This window comes from Desulfoconvexum algidum (assembly GCF_055382125.1).
The window spans coordinates 3909323-3926545 of record NZ_AP042394.1 but is presented as its reverse complement, the minus strand read 5'-3'; the positions used below and the strand labels follow the sequence as shown (position 1 = coordinate 3926545).

Sequence of the window (17223 nt, the reverse complement as noted above, 5' to 3'; positions counted from 1 at the left end):
AACCGTTGCAATGGAGCGTTATTTTTTCCAGAATTCCGGGACAAAGAGAATAATAACCGTATAGATTTCTAAGCGTCCCAGAAGCATGCACCAGGCCAGAAGCCATTTGCCAAGTACCGGCAGGTGGGCAAAATTTTCCGCCGGTCCCACGGTGCCAAATCCCGGCCCGATATTGCCGATGCACGAAGCAACTGCTCCTAAAGCTGTCAACATGTCAACTCCCATAGCGGCAAGCAGTATCGTGGATACAAGGAACAAGAGCATGTACAGGGCTAAAAATCCCATGATGGACTGCAGGACATGGTTGGGAATGACAATGTTGTTGATTTTTACATGGCTGATGCTTCGGGGGTGGATGAGTTTGAACAGTTCTTTGTAACAATATTTAAAACAGATAATGATCCTGGCACATTTCATCCCGCCCCCGGTGGACCCGGCAGAGGCACCGATGAACATGCAGGCGAACAAAATAATTTGGCTGAGGCCGGGAAATCGTTCATAATCCGCCGTGGCAAATCCAGTGGTGGTGATGATGGACGCTACCTGAAAGAGTGAATACCGGAAGGCATCTTTAAGGGAATCGTATACCGATCCGTAGATGTCCCAGGTGATCACCAGGGTGCAGATAAACACCAACCCGATGAAGAATCGACATTCCGTATCTCGCCAGAATGCCAGGCTTTTGCCCCGAAGCATCTGGTAATGCAGGGAAAAATTAATCCCTGCCAACAGCATAAACACCACAATCACATACTCAAAATAGGCAGAGTTATAATGGCCCACCGAGGCATTTTTGGGTGAGAACCCGCCCGTGGGAAGGGTGGTGAGCGCATGGCAGATTGATTCAAACAGGGGCATGCCCCCGGCCAGCAAAAATATGATTTCAATGAGGGTCATGCCGGCATAGACCATCCATAAAATTTTGGCGGAATCACTCAAGCGGGGGGTCAACTTATCGGGAACCGGGCTTGGGACTTCAGCCTTGTACAATTGGATTCCGCCAACCCCCAAAAAAGGAAGAATGGCAAGAGATAGGACAATGATCCCCATGCCCCCCAGCCATTGGATAAAACTGCGCCAGAATAAAAGACTTGGGGCGGCAGCTTCAATATGGATCATCACCGATGATCCCGTGGTGGTAAACCCGGACACGGATTCAAAAAAAGCATCTGTAAAATTTGTAAATTCAGGGGAAAGATAAAAGGGCAGGGCACCGAAAAGTCCGATGGCTGTCCAACCAAGGGCCACAACGGTCATCCCTTCTTTTTGATTGATATAGGCATCCTCATCAAATTTTCTTGAGAGAATTATCAATACCAGGCCCGCAGCCATTGTAATGGCAATGGATTCGGTGATCCCGCCATCGGCCATATCCTTAAAATAGAAACTGCATGCCAGGGGGGCTGTCATGGCAAGCCCCATGAAAACGAGAAGGATGCCGATAATTCGTGAAATAAAGGGCCAGCGCATTAGAAAAAATCCAGCTTGACGGTGAGCATTTTTTCAAGTTTTTTGACCGCATGTTTTACGGCAAAGAGAATAATCCGGTCCCCGGGTGCTACCACACTTGTTCCTGACGGAATCATCACCTGGTCGTTTCGGATGATACACACGAGAATAGATCCCTTGGGAAAGGAAATCTTTTTCAGGGGTTTGTTGGTGATATCCGAGGTTTCAAGGGCAATGGCTTCAATGAATTCTCCCCGTTCACCCATGATGGAAATATCTGAAAGGACATTTCCCTGTCTGACATCCTTGAGGATGGAAGAGACAGCCGACAACCGGGGGCTGACCACTTTTTCGATACCGATGGTGGCAAGAAGGGGATAATAGCTTGCTTTTCCGATCCGGGTGATCGTGTTTTTAACCCCCAGGTTTTTGGCCAGCAAAGAGACCAGGACATTGGTCTCGTCATCGTTGGTTACAGAGACCACCACATCGTTTTGAGCGGCATTCTCTTCTATAAATAGTTTCTGGTCTGATCCGTCTCCGTGGAGGATCACTGTTTTATGCATTTGCTCTGAAAGGTCATGGCACCGGTCTCGATCCGCTTCAATGATCTTCAGCTTTACGCCGTCTCGTTCAAGTCTTTTGGCAAGCCGGGTGCCGATACGTCCGCCGCCGATGATCAGGGCGCTTTTGATGGGCTGGATATTTATACCGAACAGTTTTAATGTTTTTTCTAATTTCCCCGTTTCGCAGACAAAATAGACCAGGTCTTTGGGTTCAATCGTATGGGTGCCCCTGGGGACTATCACTTCATTGTTGCGGATAATGGCGGCTATCAGGGGTCTGTCTTCGCCAAATTTATCATGAAAATCAATCAGGCGCATTCCGACAATGGGGCATTGGTTACCCAGGCGGATACCCACATATTTGACTTTTCCATCAACGAAATCTCCGATATCCTGGGCACCGGGAACATCCATGAGCTTCCGGATGGTGTTGACCACCTCTATTTCAGGGTTGATCACGGTATCAATATGGGGAATCTGATTTTTAAAGCTGTCATGGTAAGCATCAAAGTCTGAATCCCTGATCCGGGCAAGCTTTTTGGTGGTTGGTGACAAAAGATTGGTGATCAGGCAGGCCACCAGATTAATTTCATCAGAGTCAGTGACTGCCAGGAGAATATCTGTATCTTCAATTCCTGCCTCCAGAAGAACCCTGGGGCTGCTGCCGGAACCGGTGATAACCTGAACGTCCAGATCATCGGAAATACGCCGGCAGGCATCATGGTTCTGGTCTATGACGATCACATACTTATTCTCCGAAGCCAGCCGTTTGGCAATATTGTATCCGACTTCTCCTGCACCCACAATAATTATTTTCAACTGAATTCTCCTGCCATAATTGATAAAAGCTAGCAGGGGAACTTACTAAATCATTAAAAGACTGTCAATCTTCGCCGCTTCCTTTGGACCGATCCTCTTTTACAGGTTGATAAAAAAACAGACACCCGGTGGGGTGATATTTCAATGTGTGATCGTTTATAAAATTTAAGAATTCCTATAATTACAATTGGTTATGGTTTTAATGTCTGCCAAATGTTTATCGGCATCATAGTTGCTAATAGGTTTTTATAGGCCATTGGACAATTGAACCAAATTTAAGGGGTTAAATGATGATGGGTAAGACAAAGCCAAAGCAAACCAAAAAAGGGGAACTGAAACGATCTATTTTAACCAATATGATTGTTGTCCCGTTTATTCCGTTTATATTGGCCATTGGGGTCAGTTTTTATTATTTCACCATAACCATTGAAACAAATACGGCCGGCAACTTAGCCAGGACAGTGGAAGATCATCGGGATATGATCGCGTCTTTTTTAATGGAACGAACCGCTGATCTTGAATTCATTACAGACACCACCCGTTTTGAACAGATGATTCAAAAGCAATTTCTTAAAACCATATTTGAAAAACTGAAAAAACGGTCCACAGCATTTGTCGATCTGGGCCTGTTTGATTCCCAAGGGGTCCATGTAAACTATGTTGGAGAGTATCCCTTGAAAGGGAAACACTATAAAAATGCCCTCTGGTTCAAAGAGGTGATGGAAAATGGAACCTACATCAGTGATATCTTTTTGGGATATAGAAACACTCCCCATTTTGTGATTGCCGTAAGACAGGGAACAGGGGACAACACCTGGGTGGTGAGGGCTACCATCGATACCCTGTTCTTTGATAGATTGGTATCAAAGGTGCGAATTGGGCGGACAGGGGAATCCTATATCCTCAACAATAAAGGGATATCACAAACCAACAGACGTTCCAATGATATCAGGGTCATGGAGAATGATCCTGAATATTTAAGTTTCCCCCCCCTCAAAGACCGCATCCAAACCTTTATTAGATCTGACGCTGATAAGAATATCTATTTGTATGCCACAGCTGGGCTTAAAAATAATGAATGGCTTCTGGTGGTCCGGCAGGAAAAAGAGGATGCCTATTCATCCCTTTATGCCGCTTTATACATCAGTTTGGGCATCATGGTCATTGGCGGGGCAGTTATCATTGTCTTGGCCGTGTTTATGACAGATCGTATCCTGAAACGCATTGAACAATTGGGTCAGGAAAAGGAAAGCCTGGGACACCAGCTGATCCGGGCCGCTCAATTGGCAGAGATAGGAGAAATGGCTGCCGGTTTTGCCCATGAAATAAACAATCCTCTTCAGATAATTAAAAGCGAACAATCGCTGATTGAGATCCTGCTGGAAGATATTTCCGGGAAATTTGATGAACAAGCCAGTGATGCCATGGGTGAAATTGAGGGCTCTTTGGATCAGATAAAACTTCAGGTGAACCGATGTGCAGACATCACCCACGCCATTTTAAAGTTTGGTCGGAAAAATGAGACCCAACAGCAACCATTGATTCCTTCCCTGATCATACCTGAGATCATTCATATGATCGAGAAAAAAGCCAAGGTTGGTGGCATTGATATCCGAAAGGATATTTCCGAAGATTCTCCAGCTTTCATGGGGGATCCTTCCCAATTCCAGCAAGTTCTGCTGAACCTTTTTAACAATGCATTGGATACCATAACAGAACGCCATGGTGTGTCAGGGGGGGTACTAAGTATCACCTGTTCTCAAAAGGACGAGCAGTGGCTTGTCATCTTGGTACGAGACAATGGAACCGGTATTCGTCCTGAAAATATGGGAAAAGTATTTTCTCCGTTTTTTACGACTAAGCCGGTGGGCAAGGGGACCGGACTCGGGCTTTCTGTTTGTTACGGGATCATAGAAGGTTTTGGCGGAACCATGGAAGTTAAAAGTGAACTGAATGTCGGCACCACTTTTGTTATCAGTCTGCCGGCTGTAAATTGATGATAATCCAAGGAGGTAAAATTTTGGAAAAAATGAAGATGATGCTGGTTGATGATGAGGAACGATATCTCATGACAACCCAAAAATTGCTTGAGCGAAAGGGGGTTGAGGTGTTGATCGCCCCGGGTGGGAAAGAGGCCCTTGACCTATTGAAACGCCAAAATGTTCATGTGGTCGTTCTGGATGTCAAGATGCCGGGGATGGATGGTAACGAAACCTTGAAGGCCATCAAGGCGCTTTATCCGTTGGTGGAGGTGATTATGCTGACGGGTCATGCCACGGTGGACTCGGCCATTGACGGCCTCAAATCCGGGGCCTGTGATTATCTCATGAAGCCTGCAGATATTGATGAAATTTTAGAAAAGGCAATGGCGGCATTTGAACGGCGACAGCGACTGGAAGAAAAAATCAGAATTGCCCAAAATAAAAAATTTATGAGATCCCCCCGGGAAATTATTAAAGAGGACAATAGCTAAAATTTAATTAATATGGAGAGTGAAACATGGAAAAAACAAAACAACTGACCGGATACGATAAATATGTTAACTGGAAGGTGTTGATCGTGCCGGTCATCCTTTTCTTTGTGGTATTAATCATGCCGACCCCCTATGGCATGAAGGATGTCGGTATGGAATACAAGGTCGCCCCAGGGGCGGTGATAAATCATTTGACCACCTCTTTGTTTGGAAAAAATAGTTCCGATGCACAACAATGGGAATTGCTGACCGCAAAGATGATGGAACAGAACATGCGGGTCGGGGCCTTGAATAAAAAGCGGTTTTTGGCTCGAAATACAAAATGGTGCAAAAAATATAAAATTGAGGTCAGTCAGAAAAATTTTGATAAAGCCCATGCCTATGTCTTGGATAACATCTCCGACGATCAATACCTCGTCATGATGAAAACGGCATTGGACTTGAGAAAAGATGGGCTCAAATATGAAAATCTGTCGGCAAAAGATCAAGCAAAGGCAGACAAAGGCGCCTGGAATATAAAGGTTGCCATTGCCATGGGAATTTTTGTGGTGGGTTGTTTTTTAACCGAATGTATCCCCCTTCCGGCGGTGGCTTTCTGCATCGGCTTGATCCTGGTTTTTACCGGGGTGGTTTCGAGAAAAGAGGTGGCCATGCTCTATTGGAGTGATGCCTGCTGGTTTATCATGGGCAGCCTGATGTTTGCGGCGGCCTTTGTCAAGACGGGTGTGGACAAAAGGGTCTGCCTGATGATGTTCAAAAGGCTGGCGGTTCCCAATGTGAAATGGATAACCTTGATCTTCTTTTTGATCATCACGCCTTTGGCGGCATTTATTTCCGATCACGCCCTGGCGGCCATGTTTCTTCCCATTGGTATGCTCCTATACCAGAACAGTCTGACCAAAGAGATCCCCGAAGACAAGGAATTGGCTAAAATGCTTATGATCGCCATTGCCATGGCCTGTAACATCGGCGGACCTGGCGCCCCCTCCGGCGGTGCCAGAAACGTTATCATGATGACCTATCTCACCGATATGTTTGGGTTTGATATTGGTTATTTTCAATGGGTAACCTATTGTTTTCCCTTTTTGTTTCTCATGATTCCCGCTACCTGGATCGTAACAAATTTCAGGTTTAAACCTAGGATAACCTCTCTTGCCCCTGCCATGGATCAATTGAAAGTAGAAATCGAAAAAATGGGGGCATGGAATAAAAAGCAGATATGGGCTTTGGTCATCTTTATTATCATGGTATTTGGCTGGTTTACGGAAAAAGCGTTCTTTAATATGGGCATCTATCCCATCCGTTTAGGGATAGGGGTTATTGCCGTGGCCGGAGCTGTTGGCTATATCCTGACCGGTGTGGTCAATTGGCGGGATTACCAGGAAAAAGTGGATTGGGGCGTGGTCTGGCTTTATGCCGGTGCCATTATCTTCGGAAGAACCCTGGACAGTACAGGGGCTGCCTATTGGCTTGCCAGAACCGTGATTGACCTTCTAGCACCATTGGGCATGGACGCTGGCGTTCCCTTGATGGTGGTCAGTAACGGAATGACCGCAATCTTGACGAACCTGATGGCGGACGGTCCTGCAGCAGCGGCGGTCGGACCGATCACCCTGAACATGGCGGGATTGGTTCATCCGGGCACCTCTTTTCTGCCCTTCATGGCCATGGGAACGGCTATTGCCTCCTCATTTGCCTATTGTCTGGTTATCGGCACCCCTCCAAATGCCATTGTTTATGCCAGTGGATATCTGGAGCCTAAAGATTTCTTAAGGGTGGGTATTCCCATGTTTTTTATCGCCAATATCGTGTTGATTCTTGTGACAGCTGTGTACTGGATATTCAGAGGATTTGGCGGTTTACCTGGGTTTTAAGGAGATTTAAGAATATGGAAAAAAGTGATAATTTAAAAGCGTCCTGGTTTGGCAAGTTAAACCTGAAAGAGGGAAAATCCTATTTTTCCAAAGCCACAGAACGGCGGGTGTGCTTTTTCATGACAATGGGCATGCTGCTGGCGGGTGTGTTTGTAAAATTAGGAATTTTTTAGGTCTGTGACAATAGAATGATCTATTTGTCATTCCCAGGAAAATAAAGGGAGATATGAACAATGATTGGAAAACTATTCAAAACCTGTCGATTTTATGGGTATGCAGTGATTCAGATTCTGATAGAGCCAAGGCGATTTTTTACGGAATTGCCAAAAAATGAAACCATGGCAAAATCTTTGGGATTCTGTGTGATTTGCAGTCTGTTTTATTGTGCGGCAAGCCTTTTGACCGGTACCTATTCCAGTCCGGTCAAGATGGGAGGGATTTTTTTTCTCAACAGTGTTGGCATGGTGTTTATCCCGGCGGGTTTAAGCTATATGATCATGGTGATGACCCAGAAAAAGAAAGCCAGATTTTCTCTCGTGTTTAGTGTCTGTGCTTTCTCATCGGGGATCACTTTGCTGGTGTCATGGATGTCCATGTTTCTGTGGTTTACCGAACCCTGGAAATGGTGGCTGATTTATACAGGGCTTAAAAATTCCTGTAAACTCTCATGGAAACCGGCATTGTTGATTCTGGTGTTGACCATGATCATTGAGTTCTTTTTCTTGTATTCCCTTTATTTGGCCTTTTATAAATAGCCGCTATTCTGATAAAATAGCAGAAAAATTTGGAGACAAAACAAATGATAAAACAAATAAAAATACTAATGGTGGATGATGAGAAACGATTTCGAGATACCACCCAAAAGATTCTTTCTAAAAAGGGATTTGAAACAATTCTGGCCGAATCAGGGGAGGATGCACTTGAAAAAATGGCGCAGAATCCAGATATTGTCATCCTGGATATAAAAATGCCGGGTATGGACGGACACGAAACCCTATCCCAAATAAAAAAGATCAATCCGGATCTGCCGGTCATCATGCTCACCGGTCACGGGGATAAACCCTCTGCAAGGCAGGCCCTTGTTGAGGGGGCCTTTGACTACCTGTCAAAACCCTGTGATATTGATCTTCTGGCAGAAAAAATCAAGGAGGCCTGTCGGCTTAAGAATAGCTCAGCGGAATATGAAGAGGCGCGGGTTATGGATGTTATGATCCCCATTTCAGAATATACTACCATTGATGAGACAAAGACCATTGAAGATGCCATTGTCGAGCTCAAACGTTCCTTTATCTCAAAGTTAGCCACCAGCCAGCTCATGGAAACCGGCCACAGGTCAATTCTCGTGAAGGATACCCATGGGGGGGTGAAAGGGATTCTTACCATCCGGGATATGCTCGAGATGATTATGCCGGCGTACCTGTCAGCCCCGAAACCCTCCCTGGCGGACAGTATTGAATATTCTCCCATGTTTTGGAAGAACATGTTCAGTGTCGGGATCAAGCAGATGAAAAACAAATGCATCAGCGAGGTGATGTCCCCCTCTCCTTTGTCAATTGATGGAGGATCCAATCTGATGGAGGCCGCTTATCTGATGGTCTTTAACAATGAAAGGCGACTGATTGTGACGGTGTCCGGGAAAACAGCCGGGGTCTTACGTGAACAGGATCTGTTCTTTGAAATGGAAAGAATAACCACCCAATGATTTGTTATTTACTTTTTTTATGATTAATCGTTAAGTGGGGTTGCAATGCCCGGTGAAGGAAGACAACTTCTTTCACCGGGTTTTTTTTGTGCGCCAGTGCCATCCAGTGGGACACTGGGCAACTGGATTTTAATATTTTAATATTTTAATATTTTAATATTTTAATATTTTAATTGACACATGGATTGAAATGCAATATGTAGTATTCGTTGCATTTGATTAATTCGTAACAAGAAATAAAGAGATGAACATCCATGAACTCTCAATCAAATAAATTAACGGTTGTTGAAGCCGCTAAAATATGCGGTGTAACCCGGTCTACCGTTTGGCGATGGATCAAAACAGGTCAGTTAGATGCCGCCATCACAGCTGGAGGTCATCACCGGATTAATGAAACCGTACTTAAAGAATTCATGGACCGAAAGAAAATGTACAGTGGATATCGTGGAGAATTAATCAAAAAAATATTAATAGTCGATGACGATCCTTCCATGCAAAAATATTTCAGCAGATTATTCAAAGAAAAAGAATTTGAATTGTTTTATGCTTCAGATGGATTTGAAGCCGGCATGAAAACCATTAAATATAAACCAAATCTTCTCATTCTTGATTTGTTCATGCCCGAAATGGACGGGTTTAAAGTCTGTGAACAAATTAAAAATGGGCCTGAAACCTCCAAAACAAAAATCATTGCTATTTCAGGGTATGATACGAAAGAAAACAAAAATAGAATTTTAAAGATCGGCGCTGATTCATTTTGTCCTAAACCGATTGATTCCATCCAGATGATTAAAGAAATTGACCGTTTGATGAAATGATTTTTTTATATAAAAATAGGCGTGTGATATGTCTTCAATAAATTCGTTTCAACTAATAAAAGAATTTTTTACAGAAGAAACATTACGATTTGTTTTGTTAATTTCCCTCGTCATAATTGTAAGCCTTGTATTGAGTAATCTCTTTTATATTTACGATGCGTTATGCAAGCTAAACAAAGCCACATCAGAAAAAAACCCTTTTGATATTGTCCTGATCGATATGCAAATGCCGCATATGAATGGTTCTGGCTTGTGCAAACGGATAAAAAAGACTCCTGTTTTAAAAAAAAATAAAAATGGTCATGATGACCTCAATCGGTAACAGAGGTGATGCATCTAAATATGAAAAATTAGGGTTTGATGCATATCTGATAAACCAGTCAGCAAGCCAAGCTTTTAAGCTGTCTTAAAGTATTGTCCGGCAGCAATCTTGAAGGGGCTCCTCAACACTCTCAACCGATTATTACGCAATACTCTGTTTCTGAAATTGAGAAAGAACAGGTTCAAATTCTTCTGGTCGAAGATAACAGGATTAATCAAAAGGTTGCCATTAATTTTATTGAAAAACTGGGGTATCGGGCAGACGTTGCAAACAATGGTAAACAAGCAATTCAAAAGCTGAAAAACACCAGATACAGCTTGATTTTTATGGATTGTCAGATGCCTGAAATGGATGGATATAGTGCAACAAAATATATCAAAGACAAAACAACAGATGTCCTTGATCATGACCTGCCAATCATCGCCATGACGGCAAATGCACTGATTGGGGATCGGGAAAAGTCCCTGGATACCGGTATGAACGATCATTTGACAAAACCTGTTAACCCAAAATAGATTTCTGAAATGATCAACAAATGGTCCATTAAACAGAGAGAAATCCAATGATTCCTTTGGAAAAAAAAGTAGCGAATTTGAGTTCAAAAGTTGAAAAATTAGAGGCTCAAAATAAACAGCTTTGTGAAGAAAATATGCAGCTTTTGAAATGGAAATGTGCATTTGAAAAAGCACCATTTGCAATGGCTGTTTATGATTTTTTAAGAGACGATTATTACCCCAACCAGGTATTTTTGCAGTTGTTAGATAGACAGACGCCTGTTTCAGATTCTTTTTCACTGCGAGAATTTTACAAAGATTCCCAGACGGCCGCTGAGATACTTGATTCGATGATTTCCGGAGAATTTTGGACCGGTGAGGTTGAAATACAAAAAAGTAAGGAAGATACTTTTTTTGCACACCTGAATGCAAGTCCTGTTAATGTGTTGAATGATGAGATGATCTCCCTTATTTCACTTCACCAAAATTTTCCTCAAAATGAATTATTGAAAGAACAAAAAGAACTTCATTCTCAATATTTTCAAACGCTCCAAGCGATAACACTTGGGATGATCCGCCGGTTAGGTTTATCTGATCTGTTAAATGCTATCCTGATGAAAGCCTGCACCTTAACACAAATTTCAAACGGTTTTATGTTTTTATATAACGCTTCGGAAGACAAATTGATTTTAAAGGCGGCCTGTGGCAGATACAAAGCGTACATGGGACATGAGGTCACCTCTGAAGAAGGCTTCATTGGAGAAGTGTTCGACAGTAAAGAACCTATTATTGTGATGAGCCGGGAGAATTTTAAAGATAGATCAAACAGCGAAATATTTAAAGGTGTTCAATGTATCATTGGAGTGCCTTTAATTTCAGGGGCAAGGCTTTTGGGCGTCATTGGAATGAGTGATGATGAAGATAAGATTGACACGAAACTAATTGCGATCATAGAAGAGTTCTCTTCGATTGCGACCATTGCCATTGATAATTCGCAGTTGTATTCAGATCTAAAAATGGAATTTCAAAAACGCCTTGAAATTGAAACTGAAAGCAAGGAACGAGAACAACGATCAAAAGAGATAGTGAAAAAACAAAACGAAGAACTCAAACAGGCATACATTGACTCTTTGCATCGCCTTGTTTTAGCATCTGAATTCAAAGATGAGGACACCGGAGATCATATCGTAAGGATAGGTGAGTATAGCCGGATTCTTGCACAAAAACTTGGATGGTCTGAAAAAGAAATAGAAATTATTAAATACGCAGCCCCCATGCATGATGTTGGAAAAATAGGCATCGCCGATAAAATCATGTTGAAACCGGGGAAACTCAGCCATGAAGAATTTGAAATCATCAAAACCCATACGATAATAGGGGCCAAACTGCTTTCGGAGTCAAAATCTGATATTTTGAAAATGGCAAAACAGATTGCCCTATGTCACCATGAAAAATACAATGGTACAGGCTATCCAAAGGGTCTTTTAAAAAATCAGATACCGCTTGCCGCCAGGATTGTTGCGATTGTGGATACCTTTGACGCCCTAACATCCAAACGTCCCTATAAAGATCCATATCCCACGGAAATGGTGCTGGGCATAATTATAAAAGAACGAGGGAAACACTTTGATCCTCATATTACCGATTTGTTTGTTGAACATTTTGAAGAGTTTTTAAAAGTTCGTGAAACCATAGGAGGCTTTGAAGAAGTTGTCCTTGAAAACTTTTCTCTTAGTGAAAGAGATAAAGCCTTGTTGGAGAAGAATAAAGGCCCTTTATAAAACTTATTTTTATACCTGTATGGGTTAATTCATGAGGTACTTGGCAATATCCTGGGAATTTAGCCGCTTAAAAATTTCCTCTCTTTCCAATTCAAAATAGGCCTTGAGGTCTCTTTTGGAAAAATTGACGAGTCGTTTCAAACCTGCAAGCGTACCGGCATTGTTGTCGGCAAACCTGTGGGCCGTATCCAGTGCGGTTTTATCCAAATCCGAGGAAGAGACCACGCAGTCCACAAGGCCAATTTCCAACGCTTTTTGGGCATCAATATCTTTGTTCAGTAAAAGGGTTTCCCACAGGTTGCCGGCTCTCATCATTTGAGAAAGAAAGAAGGGGCCACCACCCATGGGGATCATACCAAGGTCGAGATAGGGATTGCAAAACAGGGTGTTGTCCGCTGCAATTCGATAATCACAGGCCAGGCTGATATTTAAAAAAAGAGAAATCACATTGCCCTGGCAGGCGTGGATGACCATCTGGTCTAATCCCATGAGACCCTGCACAAGCTGGCTTGTGATGTTACACAGCTTGTGCAGGTCGGTCAGGTCTCGGGTCTGTTTTTCTTTTAAAAAAAATTTGGTGTATGCCTCGCAGCCGGTTTCCCTAAAATCGGAATTGAGCAGGATCACCTTGGCATCACCGGATTTTGAAACCTGGTTTGCAAAATTGGAGATCATATCCCTTTTGGAAAGGTCTGCTAAATGTTCCAGAAGATTTTTTCTGAAACGAATATGGAGTACTTCTTCGTCTAAATGGGCTGAAAAAAAACTGAAATTTCCTTGTGGGCATTTGATTTTGTTTTTCATATATCTTCTCTCCCGAAGAATTAGGTTGCTTCAATGGAACTTTTTATCAACATAACTTTATTAAACATAACCTCAGCAAGTAACATGCCATGTAAAATGTATTTTTTCGTGACAAGGATGCCATTCTTTTGCCCTTTGATCTGAGATTTCCCCGATATCAGGAAGGGTCTCCTAAATATGGAGTGGCGTGGACAAACACAAAGATGCGAACAACTTTTTTTACGTTTTGTAAAGAAAACGGACACCCTCCTGTTTTTTAAATACCTATTTTGTATGATTAAACCGCATATTAAAATCTTTATCTTTATAAAGATCTCTTGGCGCTTCGAAGTTGTGCCGTTTTAGTCTCCAGGTGGTAATAAATTAATATCTCATTGGTATGGAAATTGCCTTTTGCCTATTAGGAACCCCAATAAAAGGAGAGTAAAAATGGTAAAAAAACAATCTGAATCAAAAAGGCAATCCAGAAAAATTGAATTCCTATTGTATGCACCTCATGCTCAAAACGTGTCCCTTCTGGGTGATTTTAATCAATGGGATGGTGAAAAATATCCCATGAAAAAAGGAAAAGCAGGGGAATGGGAAAAGGTTTTGAAGCTTACCCCTGGCAATTATGAATACAAGTATATGGTGGATGGACAATGGCAGGAAGACCCGGCAAATAACCAGAATCGGTTGAACATGTATGGAACATATAACAGTCTGTTGACCGTGAAAGAATGAATCAGGACTTAAAACATTAAAGGGGAAATACAAAAAATGAATGATAAAGGAAAAGGCTATAACCCTGGATATTATGGCAAAAAAACGATGCAAAAATCGGCTTGGCTGGATGCAAATATCAAACGCTGGAACAGCGAGGACGCGGATATAAAAAGGGGAGGGGGAAAAACCCTGGTTTTTAATAGTATTTGTTTTTCAAGGCAAATCGGAGTGGGTGCGCTGGAAATTGCGGATCACCTGTCTCAAATCATTGATTATCGTGTCGTTGATAGAGAAATTCTGGAACTAATGGCCAAGGATGCCAATCTGACAGAAAAGGCCATTGCTTTTTTTGATGAACGCCATCCTGGTAAAATGAGTGAGCTCTTTTCCATGCTCATCAGTGAAAAAACATTTATAACAAGTGATTATGCAAGGCAATTGGTCAAGACGGTGACCGCGCTTGCCAATATCGAGCCGACTATTTTTGTGGGGCGGGGGATACAATACATCCTGCCCCGTAACAGGGTTCTATCGGTAAGGTTTATATGCAGTAAGGAATACCGGGTTGATAGACTGGCCAATCTGATGGACCTAACCCAGTCAGAGGCTGAAAAACAATTAAATGTTTTGGATAATGAACAACACAAATTTTTTCAAACCGTTTATCAAAAAAATGAAGCCTCCAATGATGATTTTGATTTGGTCATCAACAGGGATCATATCACGGGTGTATCCCAGGCTGCCCAAATCGTGGCCTGTGCCTATGGAGAGAAATTTGGATCAACAGAAAGCTAATGGTTTAACAAACAGGTGACGAAATGACATTTAAAAAAATAGTATGCTGCACAGATTTTTCCGATAATTCCGACAACGCCTTTAATACAGCATTGTCAATTGCAAAGGAAAACCAGGCAAGTTTGGATATTATCCATATCAGAGAACCCATTGTGAATTTTGTTTTTATGGCCGGAGGCGTTTCAGGAGAAGATATCCTGCCGCCACTATCCAGTATTGAACGAGAAATGGAAAAACGATACGGATCGAAAACAGATCAAGCCATTCATGCTAAGATTATTGTCAGGGAAGGTCATCCCTCATCTGAAATAATCAATTATCTAAAAGAGGTAAATGCCGATCTTGTGGTAACGGGTTCTGCTGGTTTTTCCGGGTTAGGCCTTGTGGTTTTTGGCAGTGTTTCAAGACGGATTGCGCATAAATCTCCCTGCAATGTATTGATCGTCAGGCAAGAACTTCATCAAGTTGATTGATTATAGTCCCGGTATTTTTAGGAGGATAAAAAGAGAGATGGCAAAAAGTCTATACATAGCACCCACAGAGACCAAGAGCGGAAAATCATTGATTGTTCTTGGGATTATGCAGCTCCTGTTGAAAGATATCCGTATCGTCGGTTTTTTCAGGCCCATCATAAACCCGCCTAAAAAAAACGGCAAAGATCACGATATTGATCTGGTGCTGTCCTATTTTTATATCGGCCTTCGGTATGAGGAGACCTATGCCTTTACCATGGAAGAGGCAAAACAGATGATCAATTCCGGCAGGCAGTCTGAAATGATGGAAACCATTCTCAAAAAGTACAAGCAGCTTGAGGAAAAATGCAGATTTGTTCTCTGCGAGGGGACCGATTTTGCGGCGGGCAATGAAGCCTTTGAATTTGATATCAATGCGGACATAATGGCTGTCCTCGGCAGTCCGGCCATTGTGGTTTCAAACGGTTTTCACAAAGGAATTGATGAGGTGGTCAGCTCCAACCAACTGTCCATCGAAAGCCTTGAACATAAAGGGGTAGACGTTTTGGGGATCATTGTCAATCGTGTGGATCCCCTTTGCCGGGAGGCGTTGGAGACAACCCTTAAACAGGCTATTCACCGATCGGATTGCCTGGCCTACGCGATTCCGGAACTTTATAGCCTGAGCCGACCCACTCTTCGGGATGTTCAAAAACATTTTGATGCCAAAATTTTATATGGCAGGGAAGCCATGGACAATCAGGTTTCAGACTACATTGTTGCCGCCATGCTGGCCCCCAATCTTCTCAACCATATCAAAAAGGACAGCCTGGTGGTGAGCCCAGGGGATCGGTCGAGCATCGTTTTGACCAGCCTTGCCTCCCGTTATTCCGCCTCCTATCCCGATATTTCAGGTATCCTGATCACCGGGGGGATACGGATGCCCGATACGATTATGCGGCTGATTGAAGGGTGGAAAGGGGGGCTTTTGCCTATTATTCAGACAGGAGAGGCCATCGATTCGACGGCCCTGGCATTGAACGTACTTCACGGCAGAATTTCCCCTGAAAATCCCAAAAGGATCGCCTTGGCCCTTGGCACCTTTGAGGCCCATGTGGATACGCAAGAGTTCAGAAAGAAACTGGCCGCGAGAAAATCTCTCAAGATTACCCCCCAGATGTTTGAGTATGGCCTCATTGAAACGGCAAAGAAGAACCGGCAGCATATTGTTTTACCCGAAGGCATCGGGGAAAGAATCCTGCGCGCTGCTGATATTTTGCTGCGCCGTTCGGTTTGCGACATCACCCTGCTGGGAAAAAAGGAATCCATCCATCAGAAAATCCAGGAACTGGGGCTGCATCTTTCCGGGGCAAAGATCATACAGCCGGAGAATAGCCATCTTTTAGAAGATTATGCTGCAACCTTTTACGAGCTGAGAAAGACAAAAGGGGTTACCATGGACATGGCAAGGGATACCATGATGGACCCCATCTATTTCGGGACCATGATGGTACACAAGGGGGATGCCGACGGTCTGGTATCGGGTTCCATCAACACCACGGCCCACACCATTTTACCGGGATTTCAGATCATAAAGACACGTCCCGGGGCCGCCATTGTGTCCTCGGTATTTCTCATGTGTCTCAAGGACCGGGTGCTGGTGTTCGGTGACTGTGCGGTGAACCCGAATCCGACGGCCGAACAATTGGCTGAAATTGCCATTACTTCGGCAAAAACGGCCCTGGTTTTCGGTATTGAGCCACGGGTTGCCATGCTTTCCTATGCCACCGGCGCTTCAGGAACCGGCGTGGATGTGGATAAGGTGATCAAGGCAACCAAAATTGCCAAAGAAATGGACCCATCTTTACTGCTTGAAGGTCCCATCCAGTACGATGCCGCCATTGATCCTTCTGTGGCCAAGACAAAACTGCCCGACTCTAAAGTGGCCGGCAGGGCCACGGTGTTTATTTTTCCGGATCTGAACACGGGAAATAATACCTACAAGGCGGTTCAGCGGGCTTCGGAAAAATCAGTAGCCATCGGCCCCATACTTCAGGGCCTGAACAAACCCATCAATGACTTAAGTCGGGGATGCACCATTCCGGACATTGTCAATACGGTTGTGATTACGGCCATACAGGCCCAGGCAGGCAAATGTTTATTGTAAAG

The 17223-nt window shown here is 43.4% G+C and carries 17 protein-coding genes; 14 read left to right on the top strand and 3 right to left on the bottom strand.

Features of this window, described 5'->3' with window-relative positions:
* Positions 1-18: 18 nt before the first annotated feature.
* Entirely contained in the window at positions 19-1470 is a 1452-nt protein-coding gene (locus tag ACZ45G_RS17835) for a TrkH family potassium uptake protein (protein ID WP_464171838.1), read from the bottom strand.
* On the bottom strand, positions 1470-2834 hold the full coding sequence (trkA, locus tag ACZ45G_RS17830) for a Trk system potassium transporter TrkA (RefSeq protein ID WP_464171837.1): 1365 nt from the start codon (positions 2832-2834) through the stop codon (positions 1470-1472). The genes ACZ45G_RS17835 and trkA overlap by 1 nt, the downstream gene beginning before the upstream one ends.
* Positions 2835-3121: 287 nt before the next feature.
* Here trkA and ACZ45G_RS17825 point away from each other — a divergent pair, with 287 nt between their 5' ends.
* The 10 genes from ACZ45G_RS17825 to ACZ45G_RS17780 all read left to right on the top strand — a co-directional run bounded on the left by ACZ45G_RS17825 (position 3122) and on the right by ACZ45G_RS17780 (position 12298).
* Positions 3122-4831, top strand: a complete 1710-nt coding sequence (locus tag ACZ45G_RS17825; protein ID WP_464171836.1) for a sensor histidine kinase — start codon at positions 3122-3124, stop codon at positions 4829-4831.
* Between the two features lie 23 nt (positions 4832-4854).
* Positions 4855-5307, top strand: a complete 453-nt coding sequence (locus tag ACZ45G_RS17820) for a response regulator (protein WP_464171835.1) — start codon at positions 4855-4857, stop codon at positions 5305-5307.
* Positions 5308-5333: 26 nt separating this feature from the next.
* Positions 5334-7181: an SLC13 family permease gene (locus ACZ45G_RS17815; RefSeq protein ID WP_464171834.1), complete on the top strand. Its 1848-nt coding sequence runs from the start codon at positions 5334-5336 to the stop codon at positions 7179-7181.
* A 14-nt stretch (positions 7182-7195) separates the two neighbouring features.
* Positions 7196-7354: a hypothetical protein gene (locus ACZ45G_RS17810; protein ID WP_464171833.1), complete on the top strand. Its 159-nt coding sequence runs from the start codon at positions 7196-7198 to the stop codon at positions 7352-7354.
* Between the two features lie 60 nt (positions 7355-7414).
* On the top strand, positions 7415-7936 hold the full coding sequence (locus tag ACZ45G_RS17805) for a YIP1 family protein (protein ID WP_464171832.1): 522 nt from the start codon (positions 7415-7417) through the stop codon (positions 7934-7936).
* A 44-nt stretch (positions 7937-7980) separates the two neighbouring features.
* Positions 7981-8883, top strand: coding sequence for a response regulator (locus ACZ45G_RS17800; protein ID WP_464171831.1), 903 nt, complete (start codon positions 7981-7983; stop codon positions 8881-8883).
* 254 nt (positions 8884-9137) lie between these two features.
* Positions 9138-9701, top strand: coding sequence for a response regulator (locus tag ACZ45G_RS17795; RefSeq protein WP_464171830.1), 564 nt, complete (start codon positions 9138-9140; stop codon positions 9699-9701).
* A 28-nt stretch (positions 9702-9729) separates the two neighbouring features.
* Positions 9730-10023: a hypothetical protein gene (locus tag ACZ45G_RS17790; protein ID WP_464171829.1), complete on the top strand. Its 294-nt coding sequence runs from the start codon at positions 9730-9732 to the stop codon at positions 10021-10023.
* A gap of 92 nt (positions 10024-10115) precedes the next feature.
* On the top strand, positions 10116-10538 hold the full coding sequence (locus tag ACZ45G_RS17785; RefSeq protein ID WP_464171828.1) for a response regulator: 423 nt from the start codon (positions 10116-10118) through the stop codon (positions 10536-10538).
* A 47-nt stretch (positions 10539-10585) separates the two neighbouring features.
* On the top strand, positions 10586-12298 hold the full coding sequence (locus tag ACZ45G_RS17780) for an HD domain-containing phosphohydrolase (protein WP_464171827.1): 1713 nt from the start codon (positions 10586-10588) through the stop codon (positions 12296-12298).
* A gap of 24 nt (positions 12299-12322) precedes the next feature.
* On the opposite strand, the gene ACZ45G_RS17775 is transcribed toward ACZ45G_RS17780, so the two are convergent.
* Entirely contained in the window at positions 12323-13102 is a 780-nt protein-coding gene (locus ACZ45G_RS17775; RefSeq protein ID WP_464171826.1) for an enoyl-CoA hydratase/isomerase family protein, read from the bottom strand.
* 429 nt (positions 13103-13531) lie between these two features.
* Between ACZ45G_RS17775 and ACZ45G_RS17770 the strand changes: the two genes are divergently transcribed.
* The 4 genes from ACZ45G_RS17770 to pta are packed head-to-tail and all read left to right on the top strand — an operon-like array spanning position 13532 to position 17221.
* On the top strand, positions 13532-13825 hold the full coding sequence (locus ACZ45G_RS17770) for a glycogen-binding domain-containing protein (RefSeq protein ID WP_464171825.1): 294 nt from the start codon (positions 13532-13534) through the stop codon (positions 13823-13825).
* 36 nt (positions 13826-13861) lie between these two features.
* A complete protein-coding gene (locus tag ACZ45G_RS17765; protein WP_464171824.1) occupies positions 13862-14602 on the top strand; it encodes a cytidylate kinase-like family protein in 741 nt (246 codons plus the stop codon).
* 23 nt (positions 14603-14625) lie between these two features.
* Positions 14626-15075: a universal stress protein gene (locus ACZ45G_RS17760; protein WP_464171823.1), complete on the top strand. Its 450-nt coding sequence runs from the start codon at positions 14626-14628 to the stop codon at positions 15073-15075.
* A 37-nt stretch (positions 15076-15112) separates the two neighbouring features.
* Positions 15113-17221, top strand: a complete 2109-nt coding sequence (gene pta / locus ACZ45G_RS17755; RefSeq protein WP_464171822.1) for a phosphate acetyltransferase — start codon at positions 15113-15115, stop codon at positions 17219-17221.
* Positions 17222-17223: the final 2 nt, after the last annotated feature.